This window comes from Apibacter sp. (assembly GCF_025291155.1).
Lineage (GTDB): Bacteria > Bacteroidota > Bacteroidia > Flavobacteriales > Weeksellaceae > Apibacter.
On record NZ_JAMBJZ010000058.1, the window covers coordinates 1 to 13,708 of the forward strand.

A 13,708-nucleotide genomic window follows, 5' to 3' on the forward strand; every position below is an offset into this window, starting at 1 on the left:
ATATAAGGTGGAAACAGAATTATATTCTTTGGCTACATTTTTATTCCCTTCTTTTGATTTATTCAATTCCCCTTTAGTTTCAGCCAAATCTAATAATTCCCAATACCGTTCACTCAATTTTGTATGTCTTGTATGGGTAAAACGTCCTTCTCTTGATTTATGTTTTTTATATTCTAATAATGGAATGTATGGGGAAAAGCTCTGTAAAATCATAGTTGAAAGCAGAACTATTGATGTAAACCGGGCTTGGTTGGTTTTTAATTTAATCATGGTAAGACTAATTTTCTAGTTAGTAGTTATATTTTATTTTTTCGTTAGCTCTTCTTATGTCTAAATTTCTTTTAACATTTTCCTATCCTAGGATATACTATATTTAGTATCGCATTCAATGTTTAGTACCAATAATTATTCGAAAAGGTTTTTCTTATTGATATGTGTCCGAAAATGAGGGATTTATTGATCCATAATTTTGTATAGTATGAACACTTAGATGAGTCTTTTTTGTAATTTAATTCTATAGTCATATAAAGATCGATGTGTAATTTGGTTAGTATTGGTTTATTTGGGCTTTTTAAATGCCAACTTTGTAATTTACTTAGGAGGAAAAATATTTTCTCATTATAATTGAATTGTTAATTATAAATGCTTATAGTTTTATACAAACCTTTTTTAGAAATATAACATATAGTATAAGGCTTAAATTCAGCAAAATAATTTTGTGTGTCTTGATCTTTTAACAAATTATTGATATATACTGGAAATTTATTTATAGCATTAAGATCTTTATTATCATTAATAATCGGATATTTAAGTTTATTAGAAACATTTATTTTATTTCCAACATATATTTTGGGGCAAATGTGATCCAAAATATACATTTTCTTCTTGTAGCATCGATATGTATAGTTATAAATATTAGATATAAAGGAAATAGTTTGATTAATGACTAATTCATTTTGATTAATAGTTTTAATAGTCATAAAATCATAGGGTAGTGGGGCAAAAGTTCTAACATTTATATTATTCATGACTTTTAAGTTTTCAGATTTCCGCTACATCTGTTTTAGTACAATATTAATATTCTAATTAATAATTGATAAGGATCAAGTACGGTAGGTAATCGCTACTAAGTCAAAATTAATTAATAGAAGATAGTAGTAACTTTATATAAAAGCAGTAGCGCACCATGTAACTTGCTTAATTTAAATTAACACTATAATATTTTTTATAAACAGTAAAATACAAGTATATAAAGACAATAAAAAGTAGATTTTATTCATAAGTAGATAAGTGTTTTTATTATATAGCAAATCTAATGAAATATATGATATAATTCCAAATTAATTATATCATTAAAATATAATATAAAAATAATTTATTTTTTTGTATTATTTGCGTTTTTATTATGCTTATATAAATAATATATTTCTTAATGATTTGTTTGTTAATATAAATTATTTAATAAATATGTATTATTATAATTATTTTATAGATTTAACAAATTAATTATTAATATAAAATATGTGTATAGATTTATGGTTATTTTTTGATTAATTGTTGATATTAAATTTTGATTTTAAAAAATTATTTTGAATAAAAATATAATTCAAAATATAATTCAAAATATAATTTAATTGAAAAAGATTGTTAGCAATTATTCATGCTAATAATATTTATTCTAAAAAATTTTAAATGCAGGGTAATTAGTAAATTTTATTAGTATGAAGCTCTAAAATTTTTAGTTTACAAAGGACCTATTTTTAGTGGGTAAACTATTGTTAGTTAGGTATTAATTTTTTAAAAAAGAATTTCATATATTTGCAAGAGAGTTAGAATTGTAAATTTTTCGTTCTAATATGGAAGAGATTATTCAGGGAATTAATGAATTGGAACATAAACTTCTTGAATTAAGAAAGGAAAATGAAGTATTGAAAAAGAAAAATGAATACTTAGAAAATTCTCTTTTCAAAAATGAAGATAAATTTATTCAGAAAGAAAAACAATATATAGAACTTGAAGAACAAAATAGAAGATTGAAAGTTATAAATGCGATTTCGGGTAGTGGTGAATATAAAAAGTTGATGAAATTGCAAATGAATAGATTGATTAAAGAAATAGATGCATGTATTTCGGAATTGCAGAATTCATAAATAAAAATGTCTCAAAAAGTAAATATACGAATAGCGGGAAGAAATTACCCCTTAGTAGTGAAAAGTGAAGAAGAAGAGGTTTTACGAATTGCTGCAAAAAAGATAGAAAAATACATAATTACTTTTGAAAAAAACTATAACATATCTGAAAAACAAGATGCTTTGGCTATGGCTGCCCTACAACTTGCTTCAGAATTAGAAAATATTTTAAGAGAAAGATCCAAGGAACAAAATGAAATTTTGCTTAAAATAAAAAAAATTAATAACTTGTTATAGAGAAGTAAAGCATTTCTAGATAGATCTTAAAAAAATTAGTAAGTTAAATGTAGAACAAAAATATGACCTACATTGATTCTAACTCAATTTAGTAAACTCAACACAAATTGATTAACTGAGTGATTGTTTTTTTTAATGGCGGGCTGCCTCTCATTTTTCAAGATGATTTGATAGTAATGTCAACAGCAGATTACAGAGAAAAAAACATAGCTTGAATCCTGTTTATTGGAGTTTACTTAAATAAAAGTTCAATAGAATTAATGTAGGTTTTTTTATATATAAATTAATTGTATGAGTGTAACGATAATATTTGAGTTAATTGCGATCCTTTTTATAGGGGGATGTATAGGATATTTCTTATCGAAAAGTTCTCTAAATAAATATAGAGAAAATAAATTAAAAGAGGCGGATGATAAAGCTGCTGCAATCTTAAAAGAAGGTGAGCTTAAAGCCGAAAATATAAAGCAGGAAAAAATGCTTCAAGCAAAAGAAAAATTCTTAGAATTAAAATTACAGCATGAAGAGCAAATTAATCAGAGAGAAAAGAAAATGCTTGAAGTTGAAAAAAGAGTTAAGGATAAGGAGACCAAGCTTAATGATGAATTGCATCAAAATAATAACCAAAAAAAGCAATTGGAACAAGCTATAAATGAAAACTTAGTAAAAGCTGAAAATTTAGCAAAAAAACAGGCCGAATTAAATCAGATGCACCAGCAGCAGGTTGAAATTTTGGAAAAGATTTCCGGGTATTCTGCTGAAGATGCAAAAGCTGAATTAATGGAGGCTTTGAAGCAGGAAGCAAGGTCACGAGCCCAAGCTCAAATTCAGGCAATAGTTGAAGAAGCGCAACTCAATGCAAAGGCTGAGGCTAAGAAAATTATCGTACAAACGATTCAAAGAGTAGGTACGGAGCAAGCAATTGAAAATTCAGTTTCTGTTTTTAATATTGAATCCGATGAAATAAAAGGAAGAATTATAGGAAGAGAAGGTCGTAACATACGAGCATTGGAGGCAGTAACCGGGGTTGAAATTATTGTTGATGATACACCCGAAGCAATCTTACTTTCTTGTTTCGATCCGGTTAGGAGAGAGGTTGCAAGATTATCCTTACATAGGTTGGTAACAGATGGAAGAATTCATCCTGCACGAATTGAAGAAATTGTAGCTAAAACACAACAACAAATAGAAGAAGAAATCATTGAAATCGGTAAAAAAACTATTATCGATTTAGGAATTCATGGGTTACATCCTGAATTAGTAAAAATGGTCGGAAGGATGAAATACCGTTCTTCTTACGGACAAAATCTTTTACAACATTCGAGAGAGGTTGCAAATATAGCAGGAATTTTAGCCTCAGAATTAGGATTAAATCCCAAAATCGCAAAACGTGCTGGATTATTACATGATATAGGAAAAGTTCCTGAGGAAGAATCTGAACATCCGCATGCAATTTTAGGAATGCAATGGGCAGAGAAATATGGAGAAAATCAAACGGTGGTTAATGCCATTGGTGCCCATCATGATGAGATTGAAATGAAAAGTTTAATTGCACCTATAATTCAGGTCGCAGACGCAATAAGTGGAGCAAGGCCGGGAGCAAGAAGACAAGTAGTTGAATCTTATATCCAACGGTTGAGAGATTTAGAAAATGTAGCACTAAGTTTTGATGGAGTTAATACGGCTTATGCTATACAAGCAGGTAGAGAACTTAGAGTTATGGTGCAAAGTGAAAAAATAGATGATCAAAAAGCATCGCAGCTTTCCTTTGAAATAAGTGAAAAGATTCAGAATGAATTAACCTATCCGGGACAAGTAAAAGTTACAGTAATACGTGAGACGAGAGCTGTTAATATAGCTAGATAGAAAGAATTATAAAAAAAACTTTAAAAGAAATTTTAAAGTTTTTTTTATTTGTGCGAATCTTAATCTAATGGATTAAAAATAACGTTCTATATTTATTAGAGTTCTCCTTCTTCTGGTAGGTCTTCGTCAACCGAAATATCAATACCTTCAATCTTTGCTTTTTGTAGCATATTAGATTTGAGATCAATGTATTCATTTCTTGTTTTATAAATCTTTATGGCATCAAATATTGCTTGCTCAAAAGATTTAGGATCGGCAATCCCTTGTCCTGCTATAGAATAAGCTGTACCATGGTTGGGTTCAGTGTGAATAACCGACAGTCCGCCGGTGTAATTAACTCCATATTCATAGGAGAGAGTTTTAAAGGGTATAAGTCCTTGATCATGATACATGGCTAAAATTGCATCAAAAGAAGAATATACAGTAGGAGTAAAGAAGCTATCTGCAGAGTACGGACCGAAAGCAAGAATTCCTCTATCAAAAGATTCTTTAATTGCCGGTTCAATATAGTTTAATTCTTCATTGCCTAAAAGCCCATGATCCCCTGCATGAGGATTTAATCCTAAAACAGCAATTTTAGGTCTTTCTATACAAAAATCCTGAATTAATGTAGTATGTAAAGCTTTAATTTGTTTTTTAATTAATTCTTTACTCAACATCTCAGGAACTTTTGATATAGGCAAATTAAATGTTGCAAAAGCAATTTTTAAATCATTATTTTTAAGGAGCAAAAGAGATTTTTCTCCTAATTGATTTTCTAGAAAATCTGTGTGTCCAAAGTAATTAAAGCCTTGGGTTTGCATGGCTTCTCTATTAATAGGGGCTGTTACTAAAACATCTATTGCGTCTTGTTTTAATGCATTTAAAGCGGCTAATAAAGAGGCTTTTGCTATTTTAGTACTTTCATTTGTAGGTGAGCCGAACTGAACAGATATATTATCTTTCCAAAGATTGACAACATTAATTTTTCCGGGTATAGCTTCTTCAGGTTTAAAAATTCCTTGGAAATAAATGGAATTTAATCCAAATATATTTTTCTGATGTGATATTAATTTAGTTGAAGCAAAAATAATGGGAGTAAAAAAATCTAATATTTCTTTATTCTGAAGTGTTTTAAGTATTACTTCGATACCTATTCCATTAGGGTCTCCAATACTTATTCCTACTTTTAACTTATTATTTTTAACGCTCATATATAAACGGTGAAATTATTATAACAAATGTAGAAAAAATTATATATTTAATTTATAGGTATGTAAGAAAATAGAAATATTACTATATGAAATAAAGATATTTTGTTATATTGAGTAGTGAATTTTATAATGAATCATATTGAGTTGTAGTCTTTTCGAATCATTTATAAAAGAGTTCCTTATAAAGAAGATTTAAAATATTACTTTTGAATAAAAAATAAAAAATATGTTTACAGGTATTGTGGAAGAAACGGGAAAGATTGTTAATCTGGAAAAAAAAGGAGAAAATCTTTCCTTATCTATATTCGCATCATTTATTGATGAATTGAAGATAGATCAAAGTATAGCGCATAATGGAGCATGTCTTACCGTTGTGGATATAAATCCGAATTTCTATACGGTTACTGCTATTGCAGAGACTTTAAAAAAAACAAATTTTTCAGAACTTAAAACCGGAGATATAATTAATCTTGAAAGATGTGTCAAAGTTTCAGATCGATTGGATGGACATATCGTTCAGGGACATATTGATCAAGTTGGAGAATTGAAATCAATTGAAAATCAAGAAGGAAGTTTTTTACTTACCTTTACTTATAATGGTGAAAATATAACTGTAGAAAAAGGTTCTATTACGGTTAACGGAATTAGTTTGACGGTAGTGGATAGTAAAGAAAATGAATTTTCAGTAGCTATTATACCTTATACTTGGGAGAATACCAATTTGAAGTTTTTAAAAGTAGGGGACAAAATAAATTTAGAGTTTGATATTATAGGAAAATACATACAAAAATTGTATGGTAAGTGTATTTAAATGTTTATGGTTAAAAAAAAACCTTTAACAACAAAGTTAAAGGTTTTTTTATTTCATATGTAATTAATTATATTCCTTTGCTCAGTTTAGCTCTTCTTTCCTTGATTAAGGCTTCTCTTTCTGTTTCATTTTGGAATTGAGGTTTGGCGCCTTGACTATATTTTAATCTTCTTTCTTTAATTAAGGCTTCACGTTTAGCATCTGCTTCACTTTTTGATACTGGCTGTGCCGGTGATGCAGGAGTTGTCGTGATAGCTGTATTATTTTTATTACTAGAAGGAATAGCTTTTACTTCTTTAGATTTATTCTTAGTGTTAGCAGAAGAAGTAGTCTTATTAGTGGTCTCTTTTACTTCATTTTTAATCGTATTTGTTTCTTTAGATTTAGTATCCGCAGCTTTTTCTACTTTTTTATTAGTTGGTTTTATTGGGGTAGAGCTATTTTTGTTATTATTTTTTTCAGGGATACTAATAGCAGGTTTAAGTGTTTCAGGTTTTTTTATTTCTACTTCAGTAGTTGTAAGATCATTGATAGCCTGAACAGCTTTTTTGCTAGGAGTTAAATTATTATAATTTTCATTTTCATTAGATGATATTTCTAATGGTTTTCCAATATAGAAATCTAGAATTTTTAATCTAAATAGGAATGAATACTTAGCTTGAAGCATTTGAGATAATGCATTATAATAATTATTTCTTGCAGTATTTAAATCGTATATATTAATTTTTCCGGCTGCGAAGCTTTTTTGTGCAAATTCGTAAGAGAGTTCAGTAGAAGAAACCAGTTCCTTAGCTGAATTAAAGGTTTGGAAAGCTGAATTTACGTCAAAATAAGAAGTTTGTATATTCTGCTTTAAATTTAATTTTTCCTGATCAAGTTGATTTTCTTGTATAAGCTGATTAATTCTGGATTGCTGAACTTTAATCTTATTAGTTCCCTTACTAAATATTGGAATATTTAATCCCACAGATAGCATTTGTGAGTGATTATCGTACCATTGATCATCTAGGGATTTACTGGATCTATCAAAATAATCTTGATAAAATGTGCTTACTTTATATCCACCTGTTATAGAAGGGTAAAATTCGGTTTTTGCAATGTCTATATCTTTCTTTGCTGATTCAACAGCTATTTCAGCAGATTTTATAACCGGTTGATTGTTAAATGCATAATTTATTACATCATCCATATTAATGAGAGGCATACCTATATCATCAGATACTTTAACATCTTCAATTTGAAAATCTCTATAATCTTTTTGAAGCAACATAGCTAAGACCATAAGTGATCGGTCTACCTCTATCTTGGCATTTTCATAGGTTTGCTTAGCATTAGCCAAATTTGATCTTGATTCATACAAAGTGCTTAAAGGAATGCTACCGGCTTTAAATAACTTTTCATTCCTGTCTTTGTCTTGTTTTTGAGTGTCCATTGAATTGGCTTGAACCCCCAAAAGCTCTTTATTAAGCAATACAGTTAAATAATTTCCTACTAGCTGTAAAGAAATATCGTTTTTAATTTTTTCTGTAGTATAGTGATTTTGTTGTACTAAAAATGAATTTTTCTCTTCAGTTAATCGTAATCGTCTATTATTATAAAGTAATATGGATGATTCTAATGCAAGATTGTTTTGGTATCCTTCTGTATATTTATAATAGGAGTCGATATTGAAATCCATACCATCTTGATGTACTTTCTGTGTAGCTAAAGGTCCAAAGGTTATCCCATTAGTTATGGTTCCTTTAAGATCTGGAAGCTTTTCTTTCTTGGCAATTTTTAAATTACTTTCTTGAACTTGTTCATTTAGTTTTGATGCAAGCACTTGCAAATTGTTTTCCCTAGCATAAGATAAACAATCATTAAAAGACCATACTTTTTGCGCTGAGACAAATCCAACTATGAAAAAAGCGATTATACTATTGTTTATTTTCATTCTTATTTAAATGAATTTTCAATCTTATAAGTAGAATGATTATATATTTTGTTACAAATTTAAGTTAAAACATTTTTTATAATATTTCTTTTAATTTACAATGGTATGTAATAATATAATTTTATATAAATAATCCTAATGTATTCTTATGACCATAAGATAAATATGTTGTGATTTTAATATAACTTGGATGCATTATTTAAATTTTAAAATTTATTTTTTAACCTTGATTTCTCAATTTAAAAAAAAGCGACTACATTTTTGTATATGAAATTCAATAAATACAATTGATAACAGTTTTTCAATACTTTAATTATTCTTAATGCAATGCTATATAAATTTGATGAAAATGAATAAAAGCTTTATTTATACCTAGAATATAGAAATAAATAAGGGCATGTGAAAAACATACCCTAATATAAAATATCAACAAATGGTTATCTTTTAATTTTCTCTCCTAAAAACAAGACCGGTTTCTGGAAAATAATCTGCAATGATAGAATCGTTTTCGTTTATTTTACCCCCAAGGATTTCTTTTGATAATTGATTTAAGATTTCATGCTGAATTAAACGTTTCAGTGGTCTGGCTCCAAAGCTGGGATCGTATCCTTTACTCATAATATAATCTTTAGCTTCATCAGTCATGCTCATGTGAATTCCCTTCTTGTCCAATATTTTGTTGAGTGAATCTAATTGTATATCTATGATATTTCGAATTTCATTTTTATTCAAAGGTTTAAATACGATAGTTTCGTCAATTCGGTTTAAAAATTCAGGGCGCAAAGTTTTTCGCAACAATTCTAATACTTGTTGCTTGGTCAATTCCAAAATTTCTTTATAATTATCACCTTCTAATTTTTCAAACTTTTCTTGAATTAAGTGAGAACCTAAATTAGAGGTCATCACAATAATGGAGTTTTTAAAATTAACCGTTCTTCCTTTATTGTCGGTAAGTCTTCCATCATCTAATACTTGTAATAAAATATTAAATACATCGGGATGCGCTTTTTCAATTTCATCCAGTAAGATCACTGAATATGGTCTTCTTCTTACAGCTTCGGTTAATTGTCCACCTTCGTCATATCCCACATATCCCGGAGGGGCCCCCACTAATCTGCTCACAGAATGTTTTTCCTGGTATTCACTCATGTCTATTCGAGTCATAGAATTTTCATCATCAAATAAAAATTCAGCCAAGGCTTTTGCCAATTCGGTTTTACCTACTCCCGTTGTTCCTAAAAATAAAAAAGATCCAATGGGTTTTCTTTCATCATTCAAACCGGCTCTGTTTCTACGAATTGCATCTGCTACAGCTTCAATAGCCTCTTCTTGTCCAACTACTCTTTTATGAAGTACCGATTCCAGATTTAATAATTTTTCACGTTCACTTTGTACAAGCCTAGTAACCGGAATTCCAGTCCATTTTGCTACAACATCAGCAATGTCTTCAGAATTTACTTCTTCCTTTATCAATCTTGGTCGGTCATCGGATAATTCTTCTTCAGCTTTAGCTAATGCTGCTTCTTGTTCCTTTATTTTTCCATATCGAAGCTCGGCTACTTTTCCATAATCTCCCGAACGTTCCGCTCTTTCAGCCTCAAGTTTAAATTCTTCAATATTTTTACGAATTTCCTGTACTTTATCCGCTCTTTCTTTTTCAGACTTCCAAGAAGCACTCAATTCATTTCTTTTTTCATTAAGCTGGGATAATTCTTCCTTAACATTTTCTAACCTTTTTTCATTAGCTTGTTTAATGCTCTCATTTGAAGTAGGGCTTTCGGCTTCCCTTTTTACTGCTTCTAATTCAATTTCCAGTTGCATTTTTCTACGATCGAGCACATCCAGCTCTTCAGGCTTGGAATTCATCTCCATACGAAGTTTAGCAGAAGCTTCATCCATTAAGTCAATAGCTTTGTCGGGTAAAAAACGATCTGAAATATAACGATTGGAAAGTTCTACAGCAGCAATCACGGCTTCATCCTTAATACGTACCTTATGGTGTGCTTCATATTTTTCTCGGATACCTCGTAAAATGGCTATAGCATCGTCTACATCAGGTTCTTCGACCATTACTTTTTGGAAACGCCTTTCCAAGGCCTTATCTTTCTCAAAATATTTTTGATATTCGTTTAAAGTAGTAGCTCCTATAGAACGAAGTTCACCTCGTGCTAATGCAGGTTTTAAAATGTTGGCAGCATCCATGGCTCCCTCACCACCTCCGGCGCCCACCAATGTATGGATTTCATCTATAAAAAGAATGATAGTTCCATTAGAAGCCGTCACTTCTTTGACTACAGCTTTTAAACGTTCTTCGAATTCTCCTTTGTATTTAGCTCCGGCAATCAATGCTCCCATATCCAAAGAGAAAATAGTTTTATCCTTTAAATTTTCAGGAACATCTCCATTAATAATACGGTGAGCGATACCTTCGGCAATGGCCGTTTTCCCAACGCCGGGTTCACCAATCAATATTGGATTATTTTTAGTTCTACGAGAAAGAATTTGTAAAACTCTTCTTATTTCATCGTCTCTACCAATGACAGGATCAAGTTTACCCTCTTGTGCTAATTCATTAAGGTTTCTGGCATATTTGTTTAATGAATTGTATGTATCTTCAGCCGATTGAGAGGTAACTCTTTCACCTTTTCTAATTTCTTCAATGGCTTTTAGAACTCCTTCTTTAGTTACCCCTTGTTTTTTTAATAATTGTGAGGTTTTATCATTAACGGAAAGTAGTCCTAAAAAAATATGTTCCAAACTTATAAACTCATCTTTCATCTTGGTAGCTTCCAATTGGGCCTCATTTAAAGCCTTATTTGAGTTTTGTGAAAGATAGAGCTGTCCTCCACTAACCTTAGGTAAAGAATTGAGTATTGATTGAAGTTCGGAATTTATATATGCTAAATTTGAATTCTGTTTTTTTAAAATGAAAGTTATCACGCTTGCCTCACTTTCCAATAAAGCTTTAAGCAAATGTGCAGGCTCTATAGCCTGGTTTTCTAAACCTTGGGCAATAACTTGAGATTCTTGCAAGGCTTGTTGTGATTTGATGGTTAATTTATTAAAATCCATAATTTTTTAATCTCTTACGTTTTTAACCTTAGCAAAATATAAACCAAATTGAGTAATAAGATATTCATGCAGTTAATTGATCAAAATGTAAGTAAAAAATACTCAAATAATGACAAAATGTCTTATTTTTAGTGATTTAAATTGAAATAAAAGACATAATGTCTTGATTTTTTAGTATAAAGCTTTTTTAGAAGTATTATTATATTTAGATGATATATTTAAAATAATATAATTGAAAGTAATCCGGTTACATTTTCTCCGTAAAGTGATCAAAATTTTTTCATATTAAGCTGTAATAGTTTATAAAGAAAATAGTTTATAGTTTTCTCAACCATTAATGATATCTAATACTCGCTCGTATCATACCAAGAGCATTTACCTTATTTATAGCAACATCTTTAGGTTCGTATATAGGGTTAGAGCTCACAAGCTTAATGTATCCTTTACCTAAATTGGACTTTTGAATGTGTCTTATAAAAGTATGATTGGAATCTTCGCTTAATGCAACCTCTATAACATATAATTCTCCCCAAAACAAATTATCTACAGATACATTTTTAAAAATAATTATATCTCCGTTTTTCAATAAAGGGAGCATAGATTCTCCATTTATATAAATTGCTCCATCACAATCAGATAGGTTAGGTATTTTTAAGAAGTTTGAGATAATTGTGTTTACTGATTTTTTTAGGATTATATTTTTAAAACCACCATTAGAATCTAGATTGTATAGGGGTATATTAAAATTATTTCTTTCTTGTAATTTAAGCAATGGATCTTCCAGGATAGAAATAGGGAAGTCTTTATCTAAAGCAGATGATTTCAACATCTGGCCTTCTCCTGTTAATAGCCATTCTAAGTTTATTTCGGGACATTTTGTATGAAGTAGTAAAGAGTCGTAAGTATTTCTTTTTTTCCAATTTGAGAACGTTTGAGGGGAAATTCCAAGATATCTGGCCAAATCAGAATCTTTTTTAAATCCATAAAATAGTTTAATCTTGCTCAAAATTGTTGATTTTTTCATGGCTTGTTAGTTATAAATAAAAGATCAAATAAAATTTATATAAATACCTCGTTTATATATTAGGCTAATTTTTAGGCAAATATATCAAAAAAATATCATTTTGTCACAACAAGCGTACATAATTTAATAAAAAAAGCATAAGATGCAAAGTCTTTAAAAGAAAAAATATAAACCTTTAAAATTTTCGTATGCTAGCTCGGATAAAGGCAATAGCGTTTATTTTTGAAATAGGAATATCCTGGGGAGAATGATTAGGGTTTACTCCGGTAAGTGTAACAAATTTTTCTCCTTTAGCAGATTTTTGAATATATTTTATTAGAATATAAAATGAGTGATCGTCCATACTAAATTCAATTAAGTAAAGTTCTCCCCATATTATATCATTAAATGAAATAGTCTTAAAAATGATAATATCTCCGCTTTTAATAATAGGTGCCATAGAATTACCCTTAACATAAGTAGCTCCATCGCAATCAGCTAAATCTGGGATTTTAATAAAATCAATAATAAATTTTTGATCTAGGCTTCTAGTTAAAATATTTTTTAGATTTCCGATATTATCTAAATTATACAAAGGCAAGTAATTCTTTTTACCTTTTTGAAAGCTATACTTAGATTCCTCGGTTATAGGTAGATTACTATTTGCCTCATTAGCAATATCTTTTTTTAACATAGGGCCAGCTCCGTTTAATAACCATTCGTAGTTAAAAACTTCACATTTTGTATATATGAGCTTAATATTGTATGAATTTCGCATTTTCCAATTATATAATATTTGGGAAGATATTCCTAAATGCTTAGCTAATTGAGAATCTTTAGTAAATCCGTAATATTTTTTAATCTCGTTTAGAATGGTAACGGTATTCATGTTTAATATAAAAAAATATACATTTAGTGTAAAATAATTTTAAAATAAACAAAATGTATATATATTTGCTTTCAGATAAAGCAAATATATCAAAAAATATAGTATTGTTATGACATCAGAACAAATAAAAAGAAAAATAGAAGTTGGGGATTATATTTTGGCATCTAAGTTATTGAATATAACTCCTGAAAATGTACGAGCACGTTTCTCTCGAGAGAAAGTAGATGTTCTAAAAGCATTAGAAGCTATTATTAATAATAGGGAAAAGTTTATAAAAAAATATCAAAAGAAAATTTCGGGTTGATAAAAGAATGTGTATCAATACATATTTCCAAGTAAAAGGAGAAAATTGATCTTATAAAATTATATTTAAAACTAATTTCTATTTAATAGTTGAAGCTCTAATAAATGTAAACAGTCTGCTAACTGTTTATTTATCAATATAAAAAATACTTACTGGGATATTTTAGGATCAAGCTGTAATAAGCATTTTAGAAAAACTAATATTCAAATAATTT

Annotated in this window: 12 protein-coding genes; 5 read left to right on the plus strand and 7 right to left on the minus strand. The window is 29.0% G+C overall.

What is annotated here, in order from left to right; all coding sequences use genetic code 11:
- Together M3Z80_RS06565 and M3Z80_RS06570 are read right to left on the minus strand one after the other, a co-directional pair.
- Positions 1 to 270 (minus strand): hypothetical protein (locus M3Z80_RS06565; RefSeq protein WP_293918689.1); only part of this gene is annotated, 270 nt, incomplete at its 3' end.
- Positions 271 to 632: 362 nt separating this feature from the next.
- Complete coding sequence (locus tag M3Z80_RS06570) at positions 633 to 1,028, minus strand: hypothetical protein (protein WP_293918691.1); 396 nt, start codon at positions 1,026 to 1,028, stop codon at positions 633 to 635.
- 828 nt (positions 1,029 to 1,856) lie between these two features.
- On the opposite strand from M3Z80_RS06570, the gene M3Z80_RS06575 reads away from it, so the two are divergent.
- From M3Z80_RS06575 to rny, 3 genes are all read left to right on the plus strand, one after another.
- Positions 1,857 to 2,150, plus strand: a complete 294-nt coding sequence (locus M3Z80_RS06575; protein WP_293918693.1) for a hypothetical protein — start codon at positions 1,857 to 1,859, stop codon at positions 2,148 to 2,150.
- 6 nt (positions 2,151 to 2,156) lie between these two features.
- Positions 2,157 to 2,426, plus strand: coding sequence for a cell division protein ZapA (locus M3Z80_RS06580; RefSeq protein ID WP_293918695.1), 270 nt, complete (start codon positions 2,157 to 2,159; stop codon positions 2,424 to 2,426).
- 291 nt (positions 2,427 to 2,717) lie between these two features.
- The gene (gene rny / locus M3Z80_RS06585; RefSeq protein ID WP_293918697.1) at positions 2,718 to 4,289 is read left to right on the plus strand and encodes a ribonuclease Y; all 1,572 of its coding nucleotides are present in this window, start codon (positions 2,718 to 2,720) and stop codon (positions 4,287 to 4,289) included.
- Between the two features lie 95 nt (positions 4,290 to 4,384).
- Here the strand turns inward: rny and pdxA are convergent, their stop codons facing one another.
- Complete coding sequence (pdxA, locus tag M3Z80_RS06590) at positions 4,385 to 5,482, minus strand: 4-hydroxythreonine-4-phosphate dehydrogenase PdxA (RefSeq protein WP_293918699.1); 1,098 nt, start codon at positions 5,480 to 5,482, stop codon at positions 4,385 to 4,387.
- 226 nt (positions 5,483 to 5,708) lie between these two features.
- On the opposite strand from pdxA, the gene M3Z80_RS06595 reads away from it, so the two are divergent.
- Positions 5,709 to 6,293: a riboflavin synthase gene (locus tag M3Z80_RS06595; RefSeq protein ID WP_293918700.1), complete on the plus strand. Its 585-nt coding sequence runs from the start codon at positions 5,709 to 5,711 to the stop codon at positions 6,291 to 6,293.
- A 67-nt stretch (positions 6,294 to 6,360) separates the two neighbouring features.
- On the opposite strand, the gene M3Z80_RS06600 is transcribed toward M3Z80_RS06595, so the two are convergent.
- The 4 genes from M3Z80_RS06600 to M3Z80_RS06615 all read right to left on the minus strand — a co-directional run bounded on the left by M3Z80_RS06600 (position 6,361) and on the right by M3Z80_RS06615 (position 13,190).
- On the minus strand, positions 6,361 to 8,226 hold the full coding sequence (locus M3Z80_RS06600; RefSeq protein WP_293918701.1) for a TolC family protein: 1,866 nt from the start codon (positions 8,224 to 8,226) through the stop codon (positions 6,361 to 6,363).
- Positions 8,227 to 8,670: 444 nt separating this feature from the next.
- Positions 8,671 to 11,298, minus strand: a complete 2,628-nt coding sequence (gene clpB, locus M3Z80_RS06605) for an ATP-dependent chaperone ClpB (protein WP_293918703.1) — start codon at positions 11,296 to 11,298, stop codon at positions 8,671 to 8,673.
- A 334-nt stretch (positions 11,299 to 11,632) separates the two neighbouring features.
- Positions 11,633 to 12,322 (minus strand): LexA family transcriptional regulator, encoded by a 690-nt coding sequence (locus tag M3Z80_RS06610; RefSeq protein WP_293918704.1) that lies wholly within the window; start codon positions 12,320 to 12,322, stop codon positions 11,633 to 11,635.
- A 175-nt stretch (positions 12,323 to 12,497) separates the two neighbouring features.
- Entirely contained in the window at positions 12,498 to 13,190 is a 693-nt protein-coding gene (locus M3Z80_RS06615; RefSeq protein ID WP_293918706.1) for a LexA family transcriptional regulator, read from the minus strand.
- A gap of 109 nt (positions 13,191 to 13,299) precedes the next feature.
- Between M3Z80_RS06615 and M3Z80_RS06620 the strand changes: the two genes are divergently transcribed.
- On the plus strand, positions 13,300 to 13,494 hold the full coding sequence (locus M3Z80_RS06620; RefSeq protein ID WP_293918708.1) for a hypothetical protein: 195 nt from the start codon (positions 13,300 to 13,302) through the stop codon (positions 13,492 to 13,494).
- The last annotated feature ends 214 nt before the right edge of the window (positions 13,495 to 13,708 follow it).

What these genes read in the sequence shown, in the direction of transcription:
- M3Z80_RS06570 (WP_293918691.1), bottom strand. Translation starts at nt 1,028, where the DNA reads ATGAATAATATAAATGTTAGAACTTTTGCCCCACTACCCTATGATTTT.
- M3Z80_RS06575 (WP_293918693.1), top strand. Translation starts at nt 1,857, where the DNA reads ATGGAAGAGATTATTCAGGGAATTAATGAATTGGAACATAAACTTCTT.
- M3Z80_RS06580 (WP_293918695.1), top strand. Translation starts at nt 2,157, where the DNA reads ATGTCTCAAAAAGTAAATATACGAATAGCGGGAAGAAATTACCCCTTA.
- rny (WP_293918697.1), top strand. Translation starts at nt 2,718, where the DNA reads ATGAGTGTAACGATAATATTTGAGTTAATTGCGATCCTTTTTATAGGG.
- pdxA (WP_293918699.1), bottom strand. Translation starts at nt 5,482, where the DNA reads ATGAGCGTTAAAAATAATAAGTTAAAAGTAGGAATAAGTATTGGAGAC.
- M3Z80_RS06595 (WP_293918700.1), top strand. Translation starts at nt 5,709, where the DNA reads ATGTTTACAGGTATTGTGGAAGAAACGGGAAAGATTGTTAATCTGGAA.
- M3Z80_RS06600 (WP_293918701.1), bottom strand. Translation starts at nt 8,226, where the DNA reads ATGAAAATAAACAATAGTATAATCGCTTTTTTCATAGTTGGATTTGTC.
- clpB (WP_293918703.1), bottom strand. Translation starts at nt 11,298, where the DNA reads ATGGATTTTAATAAATTAACCATCAAATCACAACAAGCCTTGCAAGAA.
- M3Z80_RS06610 (WP_293918704.1), bottom strand. Translation starts at nt 12,322, where the DNA reads ATGAAAAAATCAACAATTTTGAGCAAGATTAAACTATTTTATGGATTT.
- M3Z80_RS06615 (WP_293918706.1), bottom strand. Translation starts at nt 13,190, where the DNA reads ATGAATACCGTTACCATTCTAAACGAGATTAAAAAATATTACGGATTT.
- M3Z80_RS06620 (WP_293918708.1), top strand. Translation starts at nt 13,300, where the DNA reads ATGACATCAGAACAAATAAAAAGAAAAATAGAAGTTGGGGATTATATT.